The organism is Reyranella sp. GW821-FHT14A01 (assembly GCF_058803965.1).
In genome coordinates, this window is the sequence record NZ_JBXAPM010000013.1 from 88,000 (window position 1) to 111,778 (window position 23,779).

Below are 23,779 nucleotides of genomic sequence, written 5' to 3' on the forward strand. Positions count from 1 at the left end.
GGGAAGAGGCGATCCATGTTCAGTCATGTGACGATCGGCAGCAACGATGTGGGCAAGGCCAAGCCCTTCTACGACGCGCTCCTGCAGCCGCTCGGCCTGGTGCGCCACATGGATTATCCCAATGCCGTGGGCTACGGCCCGGCGGGTGGACGACCGCAGCTCTGGATCGTCAGCCCGATCGACAAGCGGGCCGCCTCGGTCGGCAACGGCATCACCATCGGCCTCGAAGCGCCCGATCGGAGCGCCGTCGACGCCGCCCACAAGGCGGCAATGGAAGTGGGCGGCAAGGACGAAGGCGCACCGGGCATTCGCGCGCACTATCACCCCAACTATTACGGCGCCTACCTGCGCGACCTCGACGGCAACAAGATCTGCGTGGTCTGTCACCGCAAGTCCTAGGCGATCCAAAGCCTGTAACGTCGCGTAGTTCAGTCCATGGCCCTGCTTCACCGTCGCGCCCTGCTGGCCTCGGCCGGCCCGGCTTTGTTGTCTCTGCCGGCCTTCGCCCAAGCCGGGCTTCCCGATCGTGCCATCCGCGTCTGGGTCGGCTTCGCGGCGGGCGGCGGCTCCGACGTCGTGGCGCGCGCCATCGCGCCGGCGATCCAGCAGCGCGTCGGCCGCCCCGTCACCGTCGAGAACCGTCCCGGTGCGGCCGGCGCCACGATGGGAGATGCGCTGAAGAAGGCCGCGTCCGACGGCGCGATCATCGGACTGTTGCCGAGTACCACGATGATCGGGCGTCTGACCTCGCCCGCGACCTTCCCGTTCGATCCCCTGCAGGACCTGACGCCGCTCGGCATGGTCGGGACGTTCGAGACGGCGTTCGTCGTCTCATCCTCGATCGGCGTAAGGACGATGGCGGAGTATGTGCAGTGGGTGAAGGACGGGCCGCCGGAGCGTCGCCGCTTCGGCAACGCCGCACCCGAGACCTTCTCGCAATACTTCGCGCAGCTCCTCGCGCAGCAGTACGAGCTCTCGCTCGATCCCGTTCCCTTCCGTGGCACTGGCCCGCTCTCCTCCGATCTCGGCCAGGGCCGCATTCCCGCCGGCTGCGGCGGCCTCGCGTCGTTCGTGCACCAGCATCGCAGCGGCAAGCTCAGGGTCCTCACCACGTCGGGACCGGCGCGCAATCGCGTGCTGCCCGATATACCCACGGTCGTCGAACTGGGCTTCCCGCAGCTTCAGCTCATCGACTGGTACGCCTTCTTCGCGCCCGGCAATCTGCCGCCACCTCTCATCGCCGCCTGGAATCGCGCGCTGACCAGTGCCGTGGAAGCACCCGATGTGAAGGAACAGCTCACGCAGTATGGCGTCATTGTCGGTGTCACCAAGCCGGACGAATGCGCGGTGCGTCTTGCCGCGGATTACGATCGCTGGCGGAGGCTGCTTGACATGCTGGGCATACGGGCAGCCAATTGAGCTTGATCAGGAGTAGGTCATGACAGAGCCACTGAAGGTATTCTGGCAGCCCGGTTGAACCAGCTGCCTGAGACTCAAAGAGTTTCTATCGGTCCGTGGGATCGACTTCGTCTCCGTAAATGTCCTCGAGGATCCGGCCGGCTTGGCCGAGTTGCAGGCACTGGGCGCGCGCTCGGTGCCCGTCCTGTCGCGCGGCAAGAAATTCATCTTCGGCCAGAGCACGCGGGAGATCGTGGCCTTCCTCGGCCTGCAGGAGAAATCGGGGCCTGAACTGTCGCCGGCCGAACTCTACGCCCGGCTCGACAAGTTCATGACCGCGGCCATCGGCCTGCTGCCGCTCATGCCCTACGAGAAGCTCCATATCCACGTGCCGGGCCGCCCGCGCAGCTATCGCGCGCTCGCCTTCCATCTCTTCCGGGTCGTCGCGGCGTTCCTCGATGCCGAGCAGGGCACGACCCTGGTACAGGCGGCGTTCCGCGAGGAGCCGGCCGCCGATGCCGACATGAAATCCGTCGCGGCCTATGGCGCCGCCGTACAGGAGCGGTTCCGCAACTGGTGGGCCCACGGCGACACCGGCGCCGCGCGAATGCTTGCGACCTACTATGGCGCGCAGAGCCTGCATGAACTGCTGGAGCGCACGACCTGGCACTCCGGCCAGCACGTCCGGCAATGGATGATGCTACTGGAGCGCGAGGGCGTGACCCACCACCGGCCGCTCGGCGCCGCCGATTTCGCGCGCCTGCCCCTGCCCCAGAACGTGTGGGACGGCTAGAATCGCAACCTCCGGAGGGGGTTGGGCGTTTGGTCGCTGACACACCCACCTCAATCTTTCCGGAGGAGCAACCATGCGCGCTGCCAGCCACGCCAACGGCAAGGATCTCGCCAAGGAGATCAACATGCTCAAGGCCCAGCTCGAGGAACTCACGGAGTCGATGAACGGCACCGGACACTCGATCGTTGCCAAGGGCGAGGAAGCCGTGGAGGACACGATCCGCGCGGCCCGCGAGCTGATCGCCAAGTATGGCGACACGGCCAAGGCGATTGCCCAGGATACGATCGACCTCAAGAACAAGGCGACGGACAAGCTGGTCGAGCACACCGAAGCCCGGCCGCTGACCACGGTTGCCGCCATCGTCGGGATCGGCTTCCTCGCAGGCTGGCTTTGTCGTCGGCAGTAGCCGGCCAAAGACTGTCCGGCCCCTCAAGGAAGAGAGACCCTCGATGATCGGCCCCATGCTCCGGGTCGCGGCCAGTGCTGCCGCGGCCCGTTCGCTGCGTACGGCTGCCCGCGATGCCGTCGACCGCACGCTCCTCACCGTGGGCGCGGCGCTCGCCATCGCCGTAAGCGCGGTCTGTCTTTCCTTTTCTGCTTATGCACTGATCGAGCGTCAGCTCGATCCGGCCAGCGCCTCGGCCATCGTCGGCGCCTTCTGGGGCGCGCTTGGCTTGGGCTACTTCGTGGCCACGCGGCGACGCCGGACCTGAATGGGTGCCACGGAAGCAAGCGGCGGCTTGACGGCCAGCCGCTGACTTACCGGCCGATCCTCGGACAAGAGAACTTCCAGCCAGCGCAGCGACGGCAGGTGCGCCGCGACCGTGCTGACCAGGATCAGCAGCGGCACCGCCACGATCGCGCCGATCGCCCCCCACATCCAACCCAGCAGCGCCACGCCGGCGAACACCGCCACCGTGTTGAGCGCACAGCGCCGGCTGACGAAAGCCGGTGTGATGAGTTGCGATTCGACGAAATGGATGGCGGCGAGCACCAGCGGTGCCGCTACCATGTGCATCCAGTCCTCGTAGGTAAGAAGCGCCACGAACGCCACCAGCCCGATGGCAACCGGCGGTCCGACGAACGGCACGAACGACGCCAGGCCCATCAGCACGCCCCACAGCACGGGATTGGGAAAGCCCAGCAAGGCCAGCACGATGGTCGAAGCGACTGCCACAAGCGAGTAGATGACCACCAGCGCGAACAGATAGGTACCGACGCGGTCGTTGATGTCCCGCATGACGCGCGCCATCCGCACCCGCGTATGGAAGTTGAGAGGAACCTTCAGGATCTGGCGCTTGTGGTCGTTGCGATGCGCCAGAAGCATGAAAGCCAGCACGGCCGCGTAGCCCATCTGGAGCAACAGCGCCGGCGTGGTGCTCATGACTTCCGAGATCAGGGACTTGTCGCGCACGACGATCTTTTCGGGTGGCTTCTCTTCCTTCGTGGTTTGCGCCGGCTGGGCCTGCGTCGCCTGCTCCACCCGGTCGGTGACCTGCTTCACGATGGCCAGCGACTTGCGCAGACCTTCGAGCTTCCGCTCCAGCGTGTAGGTGAGATAGGGCGCCTGCTCCGCCCAGCTCGTGATCGCCGGGGCCGACACCACCAGCAGGCCCGCAACGACAAGCGCCAGCAAAGACACCGAGGCACCTGCGGCCACGGTCGGCGGCAGGCGCAGGCGTTCGAGCTTCTTGGCGACCGGCGTCATAATGAGCGCGAGGACAATGGCGGCCGCCGTGGGGATCAGGAAGTCGCGGGCGAGATAGGCGACGACACCGACGGCGCAGACCGCCAACACGATCAGCGGACGACGGATGGCCGAGCCGCCTTGCACATGGACGGTCGGCACGCGCAGGACTGAATTTTCGGCCACGGGACCTCGCTGATCGGCAGTAACGCCGCGATGCAACCGGAGTTCCGCTCTGTTCCTCCCTGCGGGATGGACCGTTTGCCCGCACCTCCCTCCCGCCCCTACGCTCGCCCTCGCATGCCGACTTACGCCGATACCGTTCCCGTGATGGAGCGCCATCGTTTCGACGTGGACTCCCTCGGCCGCTACTTCCGCGCGAACCTCGCGGGCTATCGTGGAGGACTTGAAGTCCGGCAGTTCGATTCGGGTCATTCCAATCCGACCTTCTTCGTTGCCGCCGACATGGAAGACGGCCGCCGCGACTTCGTGCTGCGCAAGAAACCGCCGGGCCAGCTGGTCGCCTCGGCGCATCAGGTCGATCGCGAATTCCGGGTGATCTCCGCCCTCGCCGCCACCGACGTGCCGGTCGCGCCGGCCCGGCTGCTCTGCGACGATGACGCCGTCATCGGCCAGATGTTCTACGTGATGGAGGCGGTGCCCGGTCGCATCCTGGTCAACCCGGCGATGCCCGATCAGACGCCGGCCGAGCGCACGGCGATCTTCGATTCGATGAACGACGTGCTCGCCCGCCTGCACAAGGTCGATCCCGTGAAGGTCGGTCTCGGCGACTATGGCCGCAGCGGCCAGTACATCGCCCGCCAGATCTCGCGCTGGAGCCGGCAATATGCCGAGCTGAAGACCGAGGACATCCCGGCGATGGACAGGCTCTCGGCCTGGCTGCCGGAGAACGTGCCCGACGACGGCGATCCCACCACCATCGTCCATGGCGACTATCGCCTCGGCAATCTGATCGTCCATCCGACCGAGCCGCGGGTCGTGGCGGTCCTCGACTGGGAACTGTCGACGCTCGGCCATCCTTTGTGCGACGTCGCCTACAATTGCCTCGGCTACCATCTCAAGGAGCCGCCGCACGGCTTTGCCACGGTCGACTTCGCCGCCATCGGCCTGCCGACCGAGCAGGACTATGTGGCGGCCTACTGCCGGCGCACCGGGCGACGCTCGATTCCGAACTGGAACTACTACCTCGCCTTTTCCCTGTTCCGCCTCGCCGCCATCGCGCAGGGCGTCTATCGCCGCGGCCTGCAGGGCAATTCGTCCAACCCCGAATCGATCAAGATGAGCAAGTCCGCACGAGAACGGGCCGAGCTCGCATGGAGTCTGGTGTCCTAACAAAAGCGACGTGGAGGAAACAAAAAATGACAATGAAGAAGATCGGCCGGCGTACATCGATCCTGATGACCGGCGCAGCACTCAGCACGCCCCTCATACCGAGCGTCCGCGCCCAGCAGACCGGCCTGCCCGACAAGCCGCTCAAGATCCTGGTCGGCTTTCCGGCCGGTGGCGGCACCGACGTGATGGCGCGCCTGATCGCCGAGCCGCTGAAGCAGCGCACCGGCCGCAACGTCATCATCGACAACAAGGCCGGCGCCTCGGGCACCATCGCCGTGGGCGACCTGAAGAACGCCGGCACCGACGGCACGACGATCGCCTACGTGCCCTCGGCCACCATCGTGCAGAAGCTCACCATGCCGGCGGTGCCGTTCGATCCCATGACCGACATCGCGCCGATCACGATGGCCGGCACGGTGCAGACCGCCTTCTGCGTGTCGCCGACCATCGGCGTCAATAACCTCAAGGAATATGTCGAGTGGCTGAAGAAGAACCCGACTCGGGCCTCCTTCGGCACCACCGCGCTGGGCTCCTTCACGCATTTCTTCGGCGTCATGGCCGGCAAGGCCGTGGGTATCCCGCTGGAGCCGATCCCCTACCGCGGTGCCGCGCCGCTGGTCGCCGACCTGCAGGGCGGCCATATCGCGGCCGGCTGCGGCGGCATCACCGACTTCCTGGAGCATCACCGCGCCGGCAAGGTGAAGGTCATCTTCACTTCCGGCGTTAAGCCCACCACCTCGGCGCCCGAGATCCCGACCATCAGCCAGCTCGGCTACCCGCAGCTCTCGATCCTGGGCTGGTACGTCTTCTTCGCCCCGCCCAAGACGCCGGCACCGCTGATCGATGCCTGGGGCAAGGAGCTGAAGGCGGTGCTGGAGATCCCCGAGATCCAGAAGAAGCTGGTCGAGCTCGGCCTCGACGTCGAGACCTCGACGCCCCACCAGTTCACCGAGCGCATGGCCAAGGACCTCGCACACTGGAAGACGATCATCGACACGATCGGCTATAAGCCGCAGGGGTAAACCTACGGAGACGAGTGCATGCCGATCCTGAAACGGCCCGACGCCGAGATCCATTACGAGGTCCACGGAAAGGGCTTTCCGCTCCTGCTCTACGCAGCCGGCGGCCTGCGCTCGTCGATCGAATTCTGGGGGCCCGGCGCCGACGGCGCGCCGCGTCCCTGGATGGACCCGCGCACGGCGCTGGCCGACAAGTTCACCGTCATCTCGATGGACCAGCGCAACGCCGGCAAGTCGGTCGCCGACGTAAAGCCCGACCATGGCTGGCACACCTTCGCCGCCGACCACCTGGCGCTGATCGACCATCTCGGCTTCAAGCGCTTCGCGGTGATGGGCGGCTGCATCGGCGGCAGCTATTGCTTCGAGGCGATCGAACAGGCGCCGGATCGCGTCGCCGCCGCCGTCCTGCAGAACCCGATCGGCCTGTGGGAGAACCGCGACACCTGGGACGAAGCGGTGAAGGGCTACAGCGCGACCGTGCGGGCGCGCGATCCGTCGATCTCCGAAGAGACGATCCAGAGCTTCGGCAAGAACATGTTCGGCTCCGACTTCGTCTTCTCGGTCACGCGCGACTTCGTGAAGAACTGCAGGACGCCGCTGTTGCTGCAGCCCGGCACCGACAAGCCGCATCCCGCCCATACCAGCGACGAGATCGCCGCCCTCGCGCCCAACATCGAGGTCCAGAAGGACTGGCGGGCGCCGCACTTCCTGCAGGAATCGATCAACCGCGTCCGCGCCTTTCTCGAGAAGAACACCCTATGATCCGGAGACTCACGATCCTGCTCGCCACCTTGCTCGCCACGACCGCGACCGCCCAGGCGCAGGAAGTGTGGGGCGCCGTCGCGACCGACAACGAACGCCTGTTCGGCGTCTCGGCCGGCATGGCGACGCGCGAGGCTGCCGAGACCTCGGCGCTGGCCGAATGCGGACCGCTGGAGTGCCAGATCCGCATGGCCGCGCCGCAGCGCTGCATCGCCTATGCCCATAGCGACAACGGGCAGGCCTCGGGCTATGGCGCCGCCCCGACCCGGCAGGATGCCGAACAGTCCGCCTGGAACGAATGCAACGCGCGGGTGCCCAGCAACTCCTGCACCATCCGCAGCGCGCGCTGCTTCGAGTAGGCTTTCGCGTCGGTCAGGCCGGCGGCCGCGAATTCTCGTCGAGCCACTTCCGTGCCTCGTGCAGGCTGTGAAAGACCTTCACCGGGCGCAGGCCGCCGGTGAGCCTGGCGAACGCCTCGGCATTGTCGGCCGCCTGGCCGGGGCTGACGACGAAAGCCACCGGCCCCCGTGGCTTGTCGCTGTTGTGAGCAAGAACGAGATTGGCGATCGCCTCGACCCTGGCCTTGTCCATCGGCGAGGTGGGCGAGGAGATGTCGATGATCTTGCTGTAGTGGAGCATGTCGCCGGCCAGCATCTTCTGCACCGCGTCGCGGACATCGTCGGCCGTGAAAGCGCCCCGGACGACGGCGATGACCAGCCGGCTGGGATGAAAGACATCGACATGGATCGGCATGGATAGCGGTCCGGGTTGCCCACATTCTACCGCATCCGTGCGGCAGGGTGGCGCGATTACCATGCCCGGCCGTTCGTGCAAACAGGAGTAGTTTTGTGGAAAAGATCGCCGTCATCGTCGTTGTGGCCGCGGTAGCCGGCGCCGCGCTTTACCTGTTCGGCCGCAACGCCTCCTCCCGGCAACGGCTGATACGCTCCGCCGCCGCGACGATCGCCGGTGCACTGGCCGCCGCCGGCGCGGTCTATGGGCTCGAAGCCATGACCGGCGACGATACCCAGATGGTCGACAATGCCATGGTCGAAGCGCGCACCCTGCCGCTGGTCGGCCTGGTGCTCGCCGATGTGCCCGATGCCGAGACGCGCCTGCGCGCCTCCCTGAAGGAGGAGCTGCGCAATCCCACGACCACGGGCGCGCCGCGTCCGCTGGTGCTGATGAGCGAGCTGCGCGCCACCCATATCGTGCCGGCCCTGAAGGCGACTGACGCCGCCGACGCCGAGGGCGTTCTGGCCGCGCGCATTGCCCTGATGCGACATCTCCGCGGCACCAATGTCGCGGCCTGCCGCGAGCTCGCGTTGATCGGCATCCAGCATCCCGACCGGCTCGATGCGCAGGGCCAGAAGCTGATGCGCGAGATGCTGACGGCGATGGAGAAGGCCTATCGCTCGGGACGCACCGCGATGAAATCCGGCACCACCGCGCAACCGCCCGTACCGAACGATACCGAAGCGCGTGCGCTCCTCGTCGAGGGCGGGCTCACGCCGGCCGACTTCGAGAAGCTGCAGAACCTCGCGAAGCTTTCGGGCGAAGAGGCCTGCGAATTGGGCATTCGCCTGAACGCAACGCCGTCCAAGCTGCCGCCCGACAAGGCAGGCGGCCTGGCCCGCTATCTGGCGGCGGCTCAGTAGTACCAACCAGAAAGCACGAAAAGGCCGCAAATCGGGCTTCAAAAATCCTCATGCCACGCGCAATATTCACCCGCTCGCGCAAGGGTGTCGTGGGCAGGTGGGGGATCTCGATGTTCTTCAGGATTGGTGCCGCGCTTCTGGGCGCGATGACGCTTGGATTCCTGCCGCTCGCGCAGGCTTCAGCCGACATCAAGTTACAGGATATCAGCATCACGAAGTACGCTGACGGCAAAGTCGTCGGTCAGGCGCGCAGCGATGCCAACGGGCAATTCGTCTTCAAGGACCTGGCGCCCGGGACCTACACGATCAAGATCGACGGGCCGAGCCTGATGACGGCCGTCGCAAAGTCCAAGCAATCGACCCGTTCCCAGGCATCGTCACCGAATGCGGGCCGCGCCACGACCGGCAATCCCGGCCCGGCGGATGTGAGCGGCGACGGAAAGACGGACGTCGTCGTCTCGATGGGCCTGCTCCTTCCGGCCGTACAGAGGGCCAGGGAAGCCGCCACTCGGGTAGCACCGCAGACCTTCCGCCAACCGGCGACGGCGCGCGGTGTCGACATCACCTTCACCGTTCCCGCGTCGGCAGGCGCGACCAGCAGTTGGCAAGGCACCATCGGACGCGAGCCGTGAGGAGGAAACTTCCCATGCGTTCCGTCACCGTGCTTACGGCTCTCGCTCTCACTGCCCTAGCGCCCGGCCTGGCTCAGGCCCAGGTACCCAATCCAGTGGTGCAGAGCATCCAGGCCGGCTGCTTCATGCGCCAGGACCAGCCTTACAACGTGATCGTCAAGGTGGGTCCGGTCACGGCCAACTATCGCTTCATCTTCGTCAACACCGCCAACCAGCAGACGGCGCACGATCAGGTGCTGGGCCTCATCCATGCAGGCCAGGAGGTGCCGTTCCGGCTCCCCAACGCAGGCACCTACCAGCTCACCGTCAAGTATCCAACCAACGTCACCAACCAGACGCCGGCAACGGCGCCCGGGACCATCGCCGTCAAGCCGGTCATGGCAGTGGCAGCCAACGGACAGAAAGTTTGTCGGGACGCCACGCCGGTGTCGCCGCCATCGGGAACCCGGCCGACGAGCCGTTAGCCGGTATCAGCGCGTCAACGAGGGGAAATGTCATGCGTAAGAAAATAGCCTTGGCCCTGACGGGCATGGTGGCCTTCGACCTGGGAACCGTCGTCGTCCACGCTCAGTCGGCCTCGGTCGATTACTTCCTGAAGATCGACGGTCTCGCCAACGAGTTCAATTTCACCAAGATCGAGATGGACGTCCACAAGACGGCTGGCGCGTGCACCGCCAAGCAAGGGACGCTGGTCGAGTTCAAGGGCGAGAAATACTGCCGCACCGCCAAGGCCGGCGTCGCGACCAAGCAGCCGTCGACAGCCCTCCCGGCGACGGCCGGCCCGGCCACCGCTGTACCGTCGACGACCAGCCCGGCGACGGCGGCGCCGTCGAACCAGCGGCGGTGAGCGAAGAGACGCTGCAGCTCCTTGCCGGCGATCCCGAGCGCGACGCGCTGGTCGTCGGCAAGGTCGTGCTGGTCCTCGCCGACGAGCCCGTCACCCTCGAGCTGATCGTGCCCATGCGCCCGGTCGACTTCGAGGACATCCTGCCCATCCTGCAGGACCTCACCGACTTTGTGGTGGACCGCAGTGTCGTGGCGGCCGAGGCAGAAGGCCGCACGATCTCATGCCGCGCCGGCTGCGGTGCCTGCTGCCGTCAGCTTGTGCCGGTCTCCCAGGCCGAGGCACGCGCACTGGCGGCGCTGGTCGAAGCCATGCCCGAGCCGCGGCGCGGCGAGATTCACCGGCGCTTCGACGAGGCCTTGCAGTCGCTCCATGCTGCCGGCGTGGTAGCGGAGATCGACGCTGCCCGGGAAGACACCGCGGACACCTTGTCCAAGCTGGGCATCCGCTACTTCGGCCAGGGCGTGGCCTGTCCATTTCTCGAGGAAGACTCCTGCTCGATCCATCCCGACCGGCCGCTGAGCTGCCGGCAGTATCTCGTGACCTCGCCTGCCGCCAACTGTACCTCGCCTTCGCCCACGACCATCGAACTGGTGAACCTGCCGACGCGGCCTTCGAAGGCGTTGATGCTGGCCGATGCCGATGATTCCGGCGAGACCTGGATGCCGCTGATCTATGCGCTCGCCTATACCGGCCAGGTTGCTCCGGCCACGCCGACGCGCACGGCTTCCGATATCCTGGGCGATATCTTCGCCCGCTTTCGGACCGACGCCGCTAACTAGGCCACCAGCGGTGCGATCACGGCCTTCAGCACCGCAGCGACGTCCTGCGGGGACATGCGTACCTGCAGCCCGCGCTGGCCGCCGTTGAGGAAGACCAGATCGTGCGCCATCGCCTCGGCCTCGATGGCAGTCCGCACCGGCCGCATCTGGCCGAACGGGCTGATGCCGCCCACCTTGTAGCCGGTCATCCGCTCGGCATCGGCGGGCTTCATCATCTCCGCCGACTTGCCCTTGAACGCGGCGGCCAACTTCTTCATGGAGACCTCGCGGTCGGACGGCACGATCACGCAAGCCGCCTTGCCGTCGACCAGGGTCATCAGCGTCTTGAGGACGCGCTGCGGCTCCTCGCCCAGCGCCTCGGCCGCCTGCAGGCCGACCTTGTCGGCGTCGGGATCGTAGTCGTAGGTGTGGACGGTGAAGGCAACCTTCGCCTGCTCCAGCGCCTTCGTGGCGCGCGTGACCTTCGACATGCCTGCTCCTCGCTCGAGAGGAGCAGGATAGCGTCGTCGCCCCTCAGTTTCCCTTCAGAATTTTCGCCGTCGCGTCGGCGAAGACCTGGCAGCCCAGCACGATGTCGGCATCGTGGGTGTTCTCGGTGAAGTGATGCGAGATGCCGCCGATCGAGGGCACGAACATCATCGCCGCCGGCATTTTCAGCCCGATCACCTGGGCATCGTGGCCCGCGCCCGACGGCATGCGCACATGCTTGTCGGCGGCATGGACTGCGGCCGACTCCTCGATCGCTTCGAGGAAGCGTTCGTCCATCACCAGCGGCTGGGTGCGCGAGAGGTTCACGCACTCGACCTTGCAGGGGCTGTTCTTCTGGTGATCGGCGACGATCTCCATCAGCTTGGCCTCGAATGCCTGCAACACCTTGTAGTCGGCGTCGCGGAACTGGAGGATCATCTCGGCCCGGCCGGGCACGATCGCCGGCGCGCCGGGCTCCAGCACCATCTTGCCCACCGTCCACACGCTGCGCGGACCGGAGACGGCGGGGAACTTGTCCATCACGTCGTTGTAGAGCCGCATCATGGCGACGCCCGCATCCTTGCGGATCGGCATGGGCGTGGTGCCGGCATGGTTCTGGATGCCGCTGAAGGTCAGGCGGAACTGCATGATGCCGACGATGGCGGTCACGATACCGATGCGCTTCTCGCCCGCTTCGAGAAGTCCACCCTGCTCGATATGGGCTTCGAGATAACCGCGATACCTGCCTTCTTCCAGATGCTCGCGCGGCACGCCTTCGAGGCCCGCCGCCTTCAGCGCCTCGCGCATCGGCGTGCCCTCGTCACGGTGCTTGGCCTTGTCGATGTCGGCCTCGGAGAAGATGCCGATGAAGGAGCGGCTGCCAGTCATCTGGCCCCAATGGCCCTCCTCGTCGGCCCAGGAGGCGACGTCGACGGCGAGATGCGCCGTCTCGGGATCCTCCGCCAGCGCCCGCGCCACTTCGAGCCCGTAGATCACGCCCATCACGCCGTCGAGCCAGCCGCCGCGCGGCTGGGTGTCAGAATGCGAGCCGATCAGGATGCGCGGGCCGGTCTTCGGGCTCTTGCCGATCACGGTGCCGATGCCGTCGATCACCGGTTCGAGGCCGGCTTCCTTCATGCGCGCGGCGAGCCAGTGCCGGCTCTCGACATCCTGCGGCGACAGATGCGGGCGATGCACGCCGGTCTGGTAGCGGCCGAAATCGGCAATGCGCCGCAGGTCGCCGAGCAGTCGTTCACCGTTGATCGTGGGCATTGGGATGGCCTCAGTTCAGATGCGCCGCGACCCAGGCGGCAAGGGAAAGCACGCGGTCATCATCGTGACGCCGTCCGACAAGCTGGACGCCGAGCGGCAGGCCGTTCGGGCCGGTACCGGCCGGCAGGGTGACGCAGGGCGTGCCCGCGAGCGTCCAGATCGAATTGAAGACCGGATCACCGGTCGCGGCGAGGCCCTTGGGCGCCTCGCCCGGCGCGCTCGGCGTCAGCAGCAGGTCGACCTTGTCGAACAGCGAGTCGACATGGGCCTTGAAGGCGGTGGCCTTGCGCTGGGCCGCGACATAGCGCTCGAAGGAGACGGCGAGGCCGCGCTTCATCGGGCCGTTCATCAGCTCGTCGCTCACCTTGTCGGGATTGCGCAGCCGCTCGTCGGCATAGTTGCGCACGCTCTCGAAACCGGTGATCGCGGCATGGTCGTCGATGATGTCGGTGAATTGCGCGGCAAAGGCCACGTCGACCACCGACGCGCCCTTGTCGCAAAGCCGGGTCGCGGTCTCTTCCATCAGCGCCTTGGTCTCGGGCTCGGCCTTGTCCCAGACCGGCGAGCGGCAGAAGCCGATGCGCGGCCGGCCGATGTCATGATCGATATGCACGACGGGAAGCTTCAGCACGGCGGCGCGGAACAGCGCGATGTCGTCGAGCGTGCGCGCCATCAGGCCCAGCGTATCGACCGAATGGCACTGCATCTTGATGCCGACGCGGTTGAAGTCACCGTAGGTCGGCTTGTAGCCCACCACGCCACAGTAGGCGGCCGGCCGGATCACCGAGCCGCCGGTCTGCGTGCCGAAGGCCAGCGGCACATGCCCGTCGGCCACCGCTGCGGCAGAACCTGACGAAGAGCCGCCCGGCGTATGCGCAGCATTGTGCGGATTGGTCGTGGCGCCGGCGTGGCGGTTGGCAAACTCGGTCGTCACCGTCTTGCCCATGATGACGGCATTGGCGGTCCGGCAGAGCGCCACGCAGGCCGCATCGCCGAACGGCACCTTGCCTTCGAAGATCGGCGAGTTGTGGCCCGTCGGCATGTCGTAGGTATCGATGATGTCCTTCACGCCGACCGGAATGCCGCGCAGCAGCCCGCCGCTGGCCGCATCGGCGGCCTTGGCCTGTGCGATGGCCTGGTCGGGATCGAGATGGACCCAGGCCTTCACGACATCGTCGCGCTCGGCGATGCGGTCGAGATAGCCGCGCACCAGCTTCTCGGAGGTGAGTGTGCCGGCCTCGATGGCTGCGACGGCTTCGACGGCGGTGATCGTCTTCATGACAGCACCCTCCGCGCCCAGGCCGCGATGTCGAGCAGGCCCGCATCCTCATGCTGGCGGCCCACGAGCTGGATGCCGACCGGCAGGCCCGTCGGCCCCTTGGTCAGCGGCAAGGTCACGCAGGGCATCCAGAGATAGGTCCAGAGCAGGTTGAAGGTGGCATCGCCGGTCCGTTCGAGACCGGGAGGCGCCTCGCCCTTGGCCGGGGCGGTCAGAATAACGTCGATATCCGAGAACAGTGCGTCGACCGCAGCACGGCCGGTCTCCCCGAGCTTCCGCGCGGCGACCCAGGTCGCGTAGTCGATCTTCGAGCCGGCTTCGAGCTTGTCCTTCTTCAGGCTCTCGCTCAGCAGGCCGGGGAAACGGCGCGCTTCATCGGCATGGGCACGCGGCCCGTCGAAGGCCGACAGTGTCTTCTGGCCCTCGGTCATGTCGCGCACCGGCGCGGGCAGCTCGATCTCCTTCACTTGCGCGCCGGCCTTGGCAAAGGCCGCCGCCGCATCGTTCACGGCTTGCGTGCCCTCTGGCGAGAGCTCGTCACGATGATGCGTGAACGCGAACGCGATCCGCGGCGGCCGGTCGAGCTTGTTGATGGGCGTGAAAGGCATCGCCATCAGCGCGGCGCGGAACAGGGCAATGTCCTCCACGCTGCGGGCATAGGCACCGATCGTGTCGAGCCATTCGGTATTGGCCTTCATGCCGGCCGGCGCGAAATGGCCATAGCTCGGCTTGTAGGCCACGACACCGCAGAAGGCACCAGGCCGGATCACCGAGCCACCGGTCTGCGTGCCGGTGCCCAGCACGGTCTGGAAATCCGCGACCGCCGCGGCCGAACCGGACGAAGAGCCGCCCGGCGTATGCGCGGGATTGTGCGGGTTCTTGGTCGGACCGGGATGGCGGTTGGCGAACTCCGTCGTCACCGTCTTGCCGAGCAGGATCGCGCCGGCATCGCGCGCCAATGCGATCGTCGCGGCATCGGCCAGCGGCTGGTGCGTGCGGTAGATCGGCGAGCCGTAGGTCGTCGGCTGGTCGTAGGAATCGATGATGTCCTTCACGCCCATCGGGATGCCGTGCAGCAGACCCTTGCGTGGTCCGCGATCGAGCACCTTGGCGGTTTGAAGGGCAGCCTCGCGCGCGAGATGCGACCAGGCGAGCACGTCGGCGTCGCGTTGGTCGATGCGGTCGAGATGGGCGCGCACGATCCCCTCGGCGGTGGCCGCTCCGGAGTCCAGTCGTTGCGCGAGTTCGGTGGCAGTAAGCGTATTCAGCGCGGCCATGATCGGCAGCAAAACAGCAAGAAGCATGCCGCGTCCAGTGCGCTTCGGGGTGGCTCGCTTCGTGCTTCGTGCAGCGGAACCACGGAGGTTTTTTTATGCTTACCCGTCGCGCCGCCCTTCTCGCCGGCACCGCGCTTTCCTTGATCGGCACGAGCTCGGCAAAAGCGCAACAATCCGCGCCCCTGCGCATCGCCATGACGCTGGCCGACATTCCCGCGACCGACGGCGCGCCCGACCAGGGCACCGAAGGCATCCGCTTCATGGGCTACACGATCTACGATCCGCTGGTCGCCTGGGACCTGTCGTCCGCGACCGCACCGGCGAAGCTCGTGCCCGGCCTCGCGACCAAGTGGTACCAGGACCCGGCCGATCCGACGAAGTGGATCTTCGAGCTGCGCCAGGGCGTGAAGTTCCACGACGGCTCCGACTTCAACGCCGACGCGGTGATCTTCACCCTCGAACGCACCCTGAACGACAAGTCGCCGGCCTTCGATCGCACCGGCCGCAGCATCCTGATCGCCGCCGTCTGGCCGGTGATCGCCTACCGCAAGATCGACGACTACAAGGTCGAGATGCAGACCAAGGGCGTCGACACGATCTTCCCCTCGCTGCTCAACCGTTTTCCGATCGCGAGCCCGGCCAACTTCGAGAAGGTCGGCCGCGACTGGCAGGCCTATCGCAAGTCACCGTCGGGTACCGGTCCATGGAAGATGAAGGCCTGGACGCCGCGCGAGCGTGCCGAGCTGGAGCGCAACAACGACTACTGGAACAAGGAGCGCCTGCCCAAGAGCGAGCGCATGGTGCTGCTGCCGATCCCCGACGTCTCGACCCGCACGGCCGCGCTTCTGTCCGGCCGTGTCGACTGGATCGAGGCGCCCGCGCCCGATTCGCTCGATAAATTGCGCGCCGGCGGCTGCAAGATCGAGACGAACGCCATCCCGCACATGTGGCCCTACACGCTCAGCATGCTGCCGGGCGCGCCGACCGCCGACATCCGCGTGCGCAAGGCGCTGAACCTCGCGATCGATCGCGACGCGATGGTGAAGCTGCTGAACGGCCTCGCCGCGCCGGCCGTCGGCTGCGTGCCGGTCGATCATCCCTGGTTCGGCAATCCGACCTTCAAGATTCGCTACGATCCGGCCGAGGCGAAGAAGCTGCTGGCCGAGGCGGGCTACGGGCCGCAGAAGAAGCTCAAGATGAAGGTCGCGATCTCGACCTCCGGCTCGGGCCAGATGTACCCGCTGATCATGAACGAGTTCATCCAGCAGCAGTTCGCCGAGGTCGGCGTCGACCTCGAATTCCAGGTCATGGACTGGAACGCGCTGCTGAACTTCATGCGCCAAGGCGCCAAGGCCCCCGAGGCCGCCACGTTCAACGCCATCAACGTGAGCTGGAACACGATGGACCCGCACAACGCCTTCATGCGCTTCGTCGACAGCCAGCAGGTCCCGCCGCGTGGCTCGAACTGGGGCTACATCAACGATCCCGAGTTCGACAAGCTCTGCGCCGAGGCGCGCAGCACGCCCGATCCGGCCGAGCTCGACAAGGTGCTGGCGAAGATCAACACACGCATGGTCGACGAGGCGGTGTTCGTGTGGTTCGTCCACGACGTCTGGCCGAACGCGATCTCGTCCAAGGTGAAGGGCTACGTCCACCCCAAGAGCTGGTACGTCGACTTCTCGCCGGTGACGGTGAGCTAACCCGGTTTGCGCTGAGACCAACCGATATAGAGGCCGGCGCCGACGATGATGGCGGCGCCGATCCAGCCGACGAAATCCGGGAAGTCACCGAAGAAGAGATAGCCCACGACCACCGAGCCGATGAGTTGCATGTACTGGAATGGCGCCACGATGTTGGCCGGTGCGTAGGTGAGCGCGCGGGCCACGAAATAGTGGCCCATGGCACCGATCACGCCGAGGCTGCAGAAAAAGAAGATGTCGTGGGCGCTGTGCGGCGTCTTCCAGACGAAGGGCAGGACCAGCAGCATGCCGAAGCCGCCGACGACCGAGCTGTAGATGGCCGAGGTCTCAGGCGTGTCGATGGCGGAGATAAGCCGTGTCAGCACCTGGTAGACCGCGTAGCAGGCCGCGCTCAGCAACGAGAGCAGCGCCGCCCACTGGAAGACCGCGCTGCCCGGCTGGATCAGGATCAGAACGCCTACGAAGCCGACCAGCAGCGCTCCGATATGAGCGCGCGCCGCCCGCTCGCCCAGCACAAGCCAGGCGAGAGGCAGCACGAGCAACGGCGCCATCATGGTGATGGCCGCAGCCTTGCCGAGCGGGATGTAGACGATGGCGAGGAAGCTCGCGGCGTTCGACGTGAAGAGCATCAGTGAACGCATGAATTGCGTACCGAGGCGGCGCGTGCGCAGCATGCCCAGCCCGAAGCGCGGCACGAAGAAGATCAGCATAAAGACGATGTGACCGAAGGCGCGCGCCCACGAGATCTGCAAAGTGTTGTAGTCGGCGCCCAGGAACTTCGCGAACCCGCTCATGACGGGAAACAACAAGCCGGCCCCGCACATGAAGAGGATGCCGGCCAGAATGCGCTGGCCGGGGCGCGCCGGTGGAGGTACCGGCCGCGGCGTCAATGCCCGGGCTTCGCTCCCTGCAGCGCCTCCCAGACGCGCGCCGGCGTGGCCGGCATTTCGAGACGCTCGACACCGGCCGGACGCAGCGCGTCGAGGACGGCCGCCATCACGGTCTGAGGCGCGCCGATGCAGCCCGCCTGGCCCGAGCCCTTGACGCCCAGCGGATTGGCTTCCGTCGGCCTCTCCACCAGTTGGATGTCGAAGTACGGCAGGTCAGTCGCGCGCGGCAGCGTGTAGTCCATCAGCGAACCGCTGAGGAGCTGTCCGGATTGCGGATCGTAGACCGTGTGCTCCAGCAGGGCCTGACCGATCCCTTGCGCAAGGCCGCCCTGCACCTGGCCCTCGGTCAGCATCGGATTGATCAGCCGGCCGTAATCGTCGACCGCGGTGTAGCTCAGGAGATCGATGGTGCCCGTCTCAGGATCGATCTCGACCTCGGCGACGTGGCAGCCGCTCGGGAAGGTGAAGATGTCGGTGATGTTCAAGACATGCTCGCCGAGTCCGGGCGACATGCCGTCCGGCAGGTTCGCCGCCTCCTGGGCGCTGGCCGCCAGCGACGCGAGGTCGATGGCGCGGTCGCTGCCGCGCACCGTGAAGCGTCCCCGGTCGTAGTCGAGCTCATGCTCGCTGGCCTGCAATAGATGTGCCGCCAGTTGGCGCGCTTTTGCAAGGGCTGCATCCATCGCCTTGACCAAAGCCGCGCCGCCCATATGCATCGAGCGCGCGCCACCATGGCCGGCCCCGCTCCTCACGGCGCGTGTATCGGCCTGGACGTAGCGGAAAGCTTCGATGGGCAGGCCGAGATGCCGCGAAGCGATCTGGGCAAAGGAGGTCTCGTGCCCCTGCCCGTTCGATTCGGTGCCGACGGCGATCATGACGCTGCCGTCGGACTCGAAGCGCACTTCCGCGCCCTCGTTGGGCGCGCCACGAGACGTTTCGAGGAAGCATGCAACACCAAGGCCGCGCAGACGGCCGCGCGCGCGGGCATCGGCGCGCCGCGCTTCGAAGCCCGGGGCGCGCGCCACGGCGGCATCGAGATTGGCCACGAAGTCGCCCGAGTCGATGGCCATGCCCATCGCGGTCTTGTGCGGAAAGGACGCGATCAGGTTCTGCCGCCGCAGGTCCGCGGGATCGCGGCTGAGTGCACGTGCCGCCGCCTCGATGGCGCGTTCGACGATGTAATTTGCCTCCGGCTTGCCGGCACCGCGATAGGCATCGACCGGCACCGTGTTGGTGAGGGCGCCGCGCACGTCGACGGCGATCGCGGGAATGTCGTAGACACCGCCCTGCGCCGTCGAGGCCGCGACCACCGAGGCGCCGGGCCCGTTGCCCGACAGGTAGGCGCCGAGATTGGCGACCATCGCCACGTCGAGCGCCAGGATACGACCATCGGAGGCGAGTGCGATCCGCGCCGTCGCCTCGATGTCGCGGCCCTGGGCACCCATCACGAAATCCTCGGCACGATCGGCCAGCCAGCGCACTGGGCGCTTCAGGCGTCGCGCCGCCCACAGAAGCAGGATCCATTCGGGATAGAGGAAGTTCTTCATCCCGAAGCCGCCGCCGACATCGGGCGCGCTGAGCTGGATGCGCTCGGGCGCCACCTTGAAGATGAACTCCGCGAGCTGACGACGGATGCCGTGCAGCCCCTGCCCCGTCAGTTCGAGATCCATCGTATCGGTGGCCGCATCGTAGCGCGCGATGCCGGCGCGCGGCTCCAGCGGCACGACGATGACGCGATTGTTCGTGACATCGACCTCGACAATGTGCGCGGCGTTCTTCATCGCCTCGGCGACAGCGACATGGTCGCCACGCTGCACATGATAGACGAGGTTACCCGGCACTTCGTCCCACAGCGCAAGCGCGCCTTCGGTCAGCGCCGTGCGGCCATGGATCACCGACGGCAACGGCTCGTAGTCGATCTCGATCCGCTCCGCCGCCTCGCGCGCGATCTCCGCGCTGTCGGCCACGACGAAGCAGACCGGATCGCCGACATGGCGGACCCGGCCCGTCGCCAGCGCCGGCCGCGGAGGCACGATCATCGGCTTCACCGCGGCCAGGCAGGGCATGTGACCCAAACCATCCGCCACGAGATCGTCCGACGTCGCGACCAGATGCACGCCCGGCATCGAGGCCGCGAACGACACGTCGAGTGAACGGATCACGGCATGGGCGTGCGGCGAACGCAGGACATGACTGTGGAGAGCGTTTGGTTCCTCGATATCCTCGACGTAACGGCCCTGTCCGGTGAGGAAACGCACATCCTCGAGGCGGCGTATCGATCTTGTATCCTGGCTTCCATCCGCCACGTGGTTTCTCCCGAACCGTTCGTTTGCGACGAGCATACACCATTGACGGGCCGCAACGACGGGCGGAGGCTCCCGTCCCCTGGCTCACGACAAGTCTTTTGGAGGAAGCGAATGATCGATCTGCATTACTGGCCGACGCCCAACGGCAAGAAGGTCACCATCCTGCTCGAGGAATGCGGCCTGCCCTACAAGGTCGTGCCGGTGAACATCGGACAAGGCGACCAGTTCTCCGACGCCTTCCTGGAGATGAACCCCAATCACCGCATGCCGGTGATGGTCGACAACGCGCCGGCCGACGGCGGCAAGCCGCTGGTCGTGTTCGAGTCGGGCGCCATCATGATGTACATCGCCGAGAAGGCCGGGAAGTTCTACCCGCAGGACCTTCGCACCAAGCACGAAGTGAACGAATGGCTGATCTGGCAGATGGCCAACCAGGGACCGAAGAGCGGCGAGTGCGGCCATTTCCGCAGGGTCGACCAGGCCAAGGAAGGCGACCAGAAATACGCCATCACGCGCTTCACCGACGAGGTGAACCGTCTCTATGGCGTGCTGAACAACCGGCTCTACAAGCACAAGTACCTCGCGGGCGACCAGTACACGATCGCCGACATGATCTGCTACCCGTGGACGGTGAACTGGAAGTTCCAGGGCCAGGACATCGAGGAGTTCCCCTACTTCAGGCGCTGGTTCGAGGAGCTGGGTGCGCGTCCCGCCGTCCAGAAAGGGATGGCGGTCGGCGCCGACTTCTCGGTCGATCGCGAGAAGCTGCCGCCCGAGGAGCAGGAGCGTATCCGCAAGATGCTCTATAACCAGCGCGCCCGACCGGTTCGCGTAGCCTAGTCAAAAACGCTGCTCGCTGGAGAGGGGTGGCGCCACCTCCTCCAGCGACTTGCCTTCCGCCGCGACGCCGAGCTTCAAGGTCACCAGCGCCGCCGCGATCATCAGCACGGCGCCCAGCATATAGCCCCACATGATCTCGCCCGAGCTGCCGCCGGCGATCAGCACGCCGAACAGCCACGGCCCGCCGACGCCGCCGAACAGGGTGCCGAAAGCGTAAAACAGCGCGATGGTGAGAGCCCGAATCTCCAGCGGGAAGCATTCGCCGACGGTGAGATAGGCCGCACTGGCCGCCGCCGAGGCGAAGAAGAAGACGACGCTCCACATCGCCGTCTGCGTCGTGGCGTCGAGATGGCCGGCATGGAACATCCAGCCCGTCACCGCCAGCAGCACGCCCGAGATCGCGTAGGTGGCGGTGATCATCTGCCGCCGGCCGAGAGTATCGAACAACGGCCCCAGCAGCAGCGGTCCCAGGAAGTTGCCGATTGCGAAGGGCAGGATGTAGAGGCCGACCTTGTCGGCCGGCACGTTGTAGAACCTGGTGAGGATCAGCGCATAGGTGAAGAAGATCGCGTTGTAGACGAAAGCCTGCGAGGCCATCAGCACGATGCCGAGAGTCGTGCGACCGCGATAGTGCTTCAGCAAGGTGCGCGCGACGGAAATCATCGTCGTCTTGTGCGGATCGCCCAGCGACAGCATCTTCGTCACCGGCTCCAGCTTCTGGCCGGTATCGGCCACCACACGAGCCTCGATCTCCTCGACGACGCCTTCGGCCTCGCGCGGCTTGCCGTGGATCATCAGCCAGCGCGGGCTCTCGGGCAGGAAACGCCGCAGATAGAGGATGACGAGGCCCAGCAGCGCGCCACTGCCGAACGCGACCCGCCAGCCCATGTCGGGGTCGAGCACGTTGGGATCGAGCAGCCAGACCGAGAGCAGCGCGCCGCCCGCTGCACCGATCCAGAAGCTGCCATTGATCGCGAGATCGATGCGACCGCGCAGGCGCGCCGGGATCAGCTCCTGGATCGCCGAGTTGATGGCGGAATATTCGCCGCCGATGCCCGCGCCCGTCAGGAAGCGGAACAGCAGGAAGCTGTAGAAGTCCCAGGAGAAGGCCGTGGCCGCCGTCGCGATCAGATAGACGCCCAAGGTCACGTTGAAGAGCTTCTTGCGTCCCAGCCGATCGGTGAGATGGCCGAAGAACAGCGAGCCCAGCACGGCACCCGCGAGATAGGCGCTGCCGGTCAGGCCGACCTGTTCGGCGGTGAGCTGCAGGCGCGGGCTGGTCTGCAGCGCCGCCGCCACCGAGCCCGCCAGCGTGACCTCGAGTCCGTCGAGGATCCAAGTGATGCCCAGGGCAACGACGACCAGCCGATGGAAGCGGCTCCACGGCAGGCGGTCGAGACGGGCGGGAACATCGGTCTGCACAGGCGGTGCAACGCATCGGCCCGCCGAAGGTTCTACCCGATGGGTGCCTCCAGCTCCGCAAGGCTGGGTTGCCGCGTCGGAGATGGCGACAAGGCGAGCTGCCGCTTAAAGTGGCAGCATGACCGACAATACGATGGCAGCCGGCGCCGCGCCCGTTTCTGCCCCCGCGGCCCCGACCGTTTCGGCTTCCGCCAACAACACCACTTTCGCCGTCATCCTCTCCTTGAGCTTCTGCCATCTGCTCAACGACATGATGCAGTCGCTGGTGCCCGCGCTGTATCCCATCCTCAAGGATTCATACGCACTGTCATTCGGTCAGATCGGCTTCATCACGCTGGCCTTCCAGTGCACGGCGTCGATGCTGCAGCCGGTGGTCGGCATGTACACCGACAAGAAGCCCCAGCCTTATTCCCTGATGGTCGGCATGGGCTTCACCCTCGTGGGCCTCCTGCTGATGTCGCAGGCGAATTCATACCCGCTGATTCTGTTTGCCGCGGCGCTGATCGGCATGGGCTCCTCGGTCTTCCATCCCGAAGCCTCGCGGGTCGCGCGCATGGCGGCCGGTGGCCGCTACGGTCTCGCCCAGTCGCTGTTCCAGGTGGGCGGCAACATGGGCTCGGCCGCGGGTCCGCTGCTCGCGGCCTTCATCGTCGTGCCGGCCGGCCAGCAGAGCATCGTCTGGTTCTCGGCCGCCGCGCTGGTCGCGATGATCGTGCTGTTCCAGATCGGCCATTGGTACAAGGCCAACCGCGGCACGCAGAAGCCCGGAGCGCGCAAGACCGCCGCTGCCGCCGGGCACGTGACCCTGTCGAAGGGTCGCGTCGGTATCGCCGTGGCGATCCTGGTGGCGCTGCTTTTCTCCAAGAACGTCTACAGCGCCAGCCTCGGCTCCTACTTCACCTTCTACCTGATCCAGAAGTTCGGCGTGGAAGTGCAGACCGCGCAGCTCTTCCTGTTCGCCTTCCTGGTCGGCATCGTGGTCGGCACGATCCTGGGCGGCGTCGTGGGTGATCGGATGGGCCGCATCCCGGTCATGTGGTTCTCGATCCTGGGGGCGCTGCCCTTCGCACTGCTGCTGCCCTACGCCAACCTGTTCTGGACCGGCATCCTCGCGGTCACGGTGGCGATCATCATGGCCTCGGCCTTCTCCGCCATCCTGGTCTATGCGCAGGAACTCCTGCCCGGCCGGGTCGGGCTGGTGGCCGGCATGTTCTTCGGCGTGTCGTTCGGTCTGGGCGGCCTGGGCGCCGCCGCACTCGGCGAGATCGCCGACCATGCCGGCATCGAGGCCGTCTACAAGGTGACGCCGTTCCTGCTGCTGCTCGGCCTGCTCACGGCCTTCCTGCCCAAGCACCCGAGCGCCCCCAAGCTGCCGGCCTGATCGCTGGCGGGAGGCC

26 protein-coding genes are annotated in these 23,779 nt (G+C 66.4%); 17 read left to right on the top strand and 9 right to left on the bottom strand.

The features are described from left to right. Nucleotides 1-15: 15 nt before the first annotated feature. From AC1ROX_RS22895 to AC1ROX_RS22915, 5 genes are all read left to right on the top strand, one after another. Nucleotides 16-399 (top strand): VOC family protein, encoded by a 384-nt coding sequence (locus tag AC1ROX_RS22895; protein WP_493129466.1) that lies wholly within the window; start codon nt 16-18, stop codon nt 397-399. Between the two features lie 36 nt (nt 400-435). Beyond that, nucleotides 436-1,419 carry a Bug family tripartite tricarboxylate transporter substrate binding protein gene (locus AC1ROX_RS22900; protein ID WP_493129468.1) on the top strand — a complete coding sequence of 328 codons (984 nt, stop codon included), beginning with the start codon at nt 436-438 and terminating at the stop codon, nt 1,417-1,419. Between the two features lie 67 nt (nt 1,420-1,486). Further along, on the top strand, nt 1,487-2,191 hold the full coding sequence (locus tag AC1ROX_RS22905) for a glutaredoxin family protein (protein ID WP_493129736.1): 705 nt from the start codon (nt 1,487-1,489) through the stop codon (nt 2,189-2,191). A gap of 73 nt (nt 2,192-2,264) precedes the next feature. Further along, a complete protein-coding gene (locus tag AC1ROX_RS22910) occupies nt 2,265-2,597 on the top strand; it encodes a hypothetical protein (protein WP_493129470.1) in 333 nt (110 codons plus the stop codon). 43 nt (nt 2,598-2,640) lie between these two features. Then, nucleotides 2,641-2,904: a hypothetical protein gene (locus tag AC1ROX_RS22915; protein ID WP_493129472.1), complete on the top strand. Its 264-nt coding sequence runs from the start codon at nt 2,641-2,643 to the stop codon at nt 2,902-2,904. Here AC1ROX_RS22915 and AC1ROX_RS22920 read toward each other — a convergent pair. Continuing rightward, nucleotides 2,871-4,064 (bottom strand): AI-2E family transporter, encoded by a 1,194-nt coding sequence (locus tag AC1ROX_RS22920; RefSeq protein ID WP_493129474.1) that lies wholly within the window; start codon nt 4,062-4,064, stop codon nt 2,871-2,873. The two genes, AC1ROX_RS22915 and AC1ROX_RS22920, sit on opposite strands and share 34 nt — an antisense overlap. A gap of 114 nt (nt 4,065-4,178) precedes the next feature. Between AC1ROX_RS22920 and AC1ROX_RS22925 the strand changes: the two genes are divergently transcribed. The 4 genes from AC1ROX_RS22925 to AC1ROX_RS22940 are packed head-to-tail and all read left to right on the top strand — an operon-like array spanning nt 4,179 to nt 7,371. Then, a complete protein-coding gene (locus AC1ROX_RS22925; RefSeq protein WP_493129476.1) occupies nt 4,179-5,231 on the top strand; it encodes a phosphotransferase in 1,053 nt (350 codons plus the stop codon). A 26-nt stretch (nt 5,232-5,257) separates the two neighbouring features. Continuing rightward, nucleotides 5,258-6,253 carry a tripartite tricarboxylate transporter substrate-binding protein gene (locus tag AC1ROX_RS22930; protein WP_493129478.1) on the top strand — a complete coding sequence of 332 codons (996 nt, stop codon included), beginning with the start codon at nt 5,258-5,260 and terminating at the stop codon, nt 6,251-6,253. An 18-nt stretch (nt 6,254-6,271) separates the two neighbouring features. Beyond that, on the top strand, nt 6,272-7,012 hold the full coding sequence (locus tag AC1ROX_RS22935) for an alpha/beta fold hydrolase (protein ID WP_493129480.1): 741 nt from the start codon (nt 6,272-6,274) through the stop codon (nt 7,010-7,012). Then, nucleotides 7,009-7,371, top strand: a complete 363-nt coding sequence (locus tag AC1ROX_RS22940) for a DUF4189 domain-containing protein (RefSeq protein WP_493129482.1) — start codon at nt 7,009-7,011, stop codon at nt 7,369-7,371. The genes AC1ROX_RS22935 and AC1ROX_RS22940 overlap by 4 nt, the downstream gene beginning before the upstream one ends. 13 nt (nt 7,372-7,384) lie before the next feature. On the opposite strand, the gene AC1ROX_RS22945 is transcribed toward AC1ROX_RS22940, so the two are convergent. Further along, nucleotides 7,385-7,765, bottom strand: coding sequence for a hypothetical protein (locus tag AC1ROX_RS22945; protein ID WP_493129484.1), 381 nt, complete (start codon nt 7,763-7,765; stop codon nt 7,385-7,387). Between the two features lie 95 nt (nt 7,766-7,860). Here AC1ROX_RS22945 and AC1ROX_RS22950 point away from each other — a divergent pair, with 95 nt between their 5' ends. From AC1ROX_RS22950 to AC1ROX_RS22970, 5 genes are all read left to right on the top strand, one after another. Continuing rightward, nucleotides 7,861-8,670, top strand: coding sequence for a hypothetical protein (locus tag AC1ROX_RS22950; RefSeq protein WP_493129486.1), 810 nt, complete (start codon nt 7,861-7,863; stop codon nt 8,668-8,670). Nucleotides 8,671-8,780: 110 nt separating this feature from the next. After that, nucleotides 8,781-9,302: a prealbumin-like fold domain-containing protein gene (locus tag AC1ROX_RS22955; protein ID WP_493129488.1), complete on the top strand. Its 522-nt coding sequence runs from the start codon at nt 8,781-8,783 to the stop codon at nt 9,300-9,302. Nucleotides 9,303-9,316: 14 nt separating this feature from the next. Next, complete coding sequence (locus tag AC1ROX_RS22960; protein WP_493129490.1) at nt 9,317-9,766, top strand: hypothetical protein; 450 nt, start codon at nt 9,317-9,319, stop codon at nt 9,764-9,766. Nucleotides 9,767-9,798: 32 nt separating this feature from the next. Next, the gene (locus tag AC1ROX_RS22965; RefSeq protein WP_493129492.1) at nt 9,799-10,149 is read left to right on the top strand and encodes a hypothetical protein; all 351 of its coding nucleotides are present in this window, start codon (nt 9,799-9,801) and stop codon (nt 10,147-10,149) included. Continuing rightward, nucleotides 10,146-10,928, top strand: coding sequence for a YkgJ family cysteine cluster protein (locus tag AC1ROX_RS22970; RefSeq protein ID WP_493129494.1), 783 nt, complete (start codon nt 10,146-10,148; stop codon nt 10,926-10,928). The genes AC1ROX_RS22965 and AC1ROX_RS22970 overlap by 4 nt, the downstream gene beginning before the upstream one ends. On the opposite strand, the gene ybaK is transcribed toward AC1ROX_RS22970, so the two are convergent. From ybaK to AC1ROX_RS22990, 4 genes are read right to left on the bottom strand one after another with little or no spacing between them, the layout of a single operon-like run. After that, nucleotides 10,925-11,398: a Cys-tRNA(Pro) deacylase gene (gene ybaK, locus AC1ROX_RS22975; protein ID WP_493129496.1), complete on the bottom strand. Its 474-nt coding sequence runs from the start codon at nt 11,396-11,398 to the stop codon at nt 10,925-10,927. The two genes, AC1ROX_RS22970 and ybaK, sit on opposite strands and share 4 nt — an antisense overlap. A gap of 43 nt (nt 11,399-11,441) precedes the next feature. Next, a complete protein-coding gene (locus AC1ROX_RS22980) occupies nt 11,442-12,668 on the bottom strand; it encodes a hydantoinase/carbamoylase family amidase (RefSeq protein WP_493129498.1) in 1,227 nt (408 codons plus the stop codon). A 10-nt stretch (nt 12,669-12,678) separates the two neighbouring features. Continuing rightward, nucleotides 12,679-13,947: an amidase gene (locus tag AC1ROX_RS22985; protein ID WP_493129500.1), complete on the bottom strand. Its 1,269-nt coding sequence runs from the start codon at nt 13,945-13,947 to the stop codon at nt 12,679-12,681. Beyond that, nucleotides 13,944-15,251: an amidase gene (locus AC1ROX_RS22990; protein WP_493129502.1), complete on the bottom strand. Its 1,308-nt coding sequence runs from the start codon at nt 15,249-15,251 to the stop codon at nt 13,944-13,946. The genes AC1ROX_RS22985 and AC1ROX_RS22990 overlap by 4 nt, the downstream gene beginning before the upstream one ends. Before the next feature lie 68 nt (nt 15,252-15,319). Here AC1ROX_RS22990 and AC1ROX_RS22995 point away from each other — a divergent pair, with 68 nt between their 5' ends. Next, nucleotides 15,320-16,924 (top strand): ABC transporter substrate-binding protein, encoded by a 1,605-nt coding sequence (locus AC1ROX_RS22995; RefSeq protein ID WP_493129503.1) that lies wholly within the window; start codon nt 15,320-15,322, stop codon nt 16,922-16,924. Here the strand turns inward: AC1ROX_RS22995 and AC1ROX_RS23000 are convergent. Both AC1ROX_RS23000 and AC1ROX_RS23005 read right to left on the bottom strand, forming a co-directional pair. Continuing rightward, nucleotides 16,921-17,814, bottom strand: coding sequence for a DMT family transporter (locus tag AC1ROX_RS23000; protein WP_493129505.1), 894 nt, complete (start codon nt 17,812-17,814; stop codon nt 16,921-16,923). The genes AC1ROX_RS22995 and AC1ROX_RS23000 overlap by 4 nt on opposite strands. After that, a complete protein-coding gene (locus AC1ROX_RS23005) occupies nt 17,811-20,120 on the bottom strand; it encodes a xanthine dehydrogenase family protein molybdopterin-binding subunit (protein ID WP_493129507.1) in 2,310 nt (769 codons plus the stop codon). The genes AC1ROX_RS23000 and AC1ROX_RS23005 overlap by 4 nt, the downstream gene beginning before the upstream one ends. 111 nt (nt 20,121-20,231) lie before the next feature. Here AC1ROX_RS23005 and AC1ROX_RS23010 point away from each other — a divergent pair, with 111 nt between their 5' ends. After that, nucleotides 20,232-20,960 carry a glutathione S-transferase N-terminal domain-containing protein gene (locus tag AC1ROX_RS23010; RefSeq protein ID WP_493129509.1) on the top strand — a complete coding sequence of 243 codons (729 nt, stop codon included), beginning with the start codon at nt 20,232-20,234 and terminating at the stop codon, nt 20,958-20,960. Here the strand turns inward: AC1ROX_RS23010 and AC1ROX_RS23015 are convergent, their stop codons facing one another. Beyond that, entirely contained in the window at nt 20,961-22,382 is a 1,422-nt protein-coding gene (locus tag AC1ROX_RS23015; protein WP_493129511.1) for an MFS transporter, read from the bottom strand. Between the two features lie 118 nt (nt 22,383-22,500). Here AC1ROX_RS23015 and AC1ROX_RS23020 point away from each other — a divergent pair, with 118 nt between their 5' ends. Continuing rightward, entirely contained in the window at nt 22,501-23,763 is a 1,263-nt protein-coding gene (locus AC1ROX_RS23020) for an MFS transporter (RefSeq protein ID WP_493129513.1), read from the top strand. Nucleotides 23,764-23,779 lie beyond the last annotated feature (16 nt).

Excerpts from the sequence above, each read along its gene's own strand:
- AC1ROX_RS22895 (WP_493129466.1), top strand. The coding sequence starts at position 16 with ATGTTCAGTCATGTGACGATCGGCAGCAACGATGTGGGCAAGGCCAAG.
- AC1ROX_RS22900 (WP_493129468.1), top strand. The coding sequence starts at position 436 with ATGGCCCTGCTTCACCGTCGCGCCCTGCTGGCCTCGGCCGGCCCGGCT.
- AC1ROX_RS22910 (WP_493129470.1), top strand. The coding sequence starts at position 2,265 with ATGCGCGCTGCCAGCCACGCCAACGGCAAGGATCTCGCCAAGGAGATC.
- AC1ROX_RS22915 (WP_493129472.1), top strand. The coding sequence starts at position 2,641 with ATGATCGGCCCCATGCTCCGGGTCGCGGCCAGTGCTGCCGCGGCCCGT.
- AC1ROX_RS22925 (WP_493129476.1), top strand. The coding sequence starts at position 4,179 with ATGCCGACTTACGCCGATACCGTTCCCGTGATGGAGCGCCATCGTTTC.
- AC1ROX_RS22930 (WP_493129478.1), top strand. The coding sequence starts at position 5,258 with ATGACAATGAAGAAGATCGGCCGGCGTACATCGATCCTGATGACCGGC.
- AC1ROX_RS22935 (WP_493129480.1), top strand. The coding sequence starts at position 6,272 with ATGCCGATCCTGAAACGGCCCGACGCCGAGATCCATTACGAGGTCCAC.
- AC1ROX_RS22940 (WP_493129482.1), top strand. The coding sequence starts at position 7,009 with ATGATCCGGAGACTCACGATCCTGCTCGCCACCTTGCTCGCCACGACC.
- AC1ROX_RS22945 (WP_493129484.1), bottom strand. The coding sequence starts at position 7,765 with ATGCCGATCCATGTCGATGTCTTTCATCCCAGCCGGCTGGTCATCGCC.
- AC1ROX_RS22955 (WP_493129488.1), top strand. The coding sequence starts at position 8,781 with ATGTTCTTCAGGATTGGTGCCGCGCTTCTGGGCGCGATGACGCTTGGA.
- AC1ROX_RS22960 (WP_493129490.1), top strand. The coding sequence starts at position 9,317 with ATGCGTTCCGTCACCGTGCTTACGGCTCTCGCTCTCACTGCCCTAGCG.
- AC1ROX_RS22965 (WP_493129492.1), top strand. The coding sequence starts at position 9,799 with ATGCGTAAGAAAATAGCCTTGGCCCTGACGGGCATGGTGGCCTTCGAC.
- ybaK (WP_493129496.1), bottom strand. The coding sequence starts at position 11,398 with ATGTCGAAGGTCACGCGCGCCACGAAGGCGCTGGAGCAGGCGAAGGTT.
- AC1ROX_RS22980 (WP_493129498.1), bottom strand. The coding sequence starts at position 12,668 with ATGCCCACGATCAACGGTGAACGACTGCTCGGCGACCTGCGGCGCATT.
- AC1ROX_RS22985 (WP_493129500.1), bottom strand. The coding sequence starts at position 13,947 with ATGAAGACGATCACCGCCGTCGAAGCCGTCGCAGCCATCGAGGCCGGC.
- AC1ROX_RS22990 (WP_493129502.1), bottom strand. The coding sequence starts at position 15,251 with ATGCTTCTTGCTGTTTTGCTGCCGATCATGGCCGCGCTGAATACGCTT.
- AC1ROX_RS22995 (WP_493129503.1), top strand. The coding sequence starts at position 15,320 with ATGCTTACCCGTCGCGCCGCCCTTCTCGCCGGCACCGCGCTTTCCTTG.
- AC1ROX_RS23010 (WP_493129509.1), top strand. The coding sequence starts at position 20,232 with ATGATCGATCTGCATTACTGGCCGACGCCCAACGGCAAGAAGGTCACC.
- AC1ROX_RS23020 (WP_493129513.1), top strand. The coding sequence starts at position 22,501 with ATGACCGACAATACGATGGCAGCCGGCGCCGCGCCCGTTTCTGCCCCC.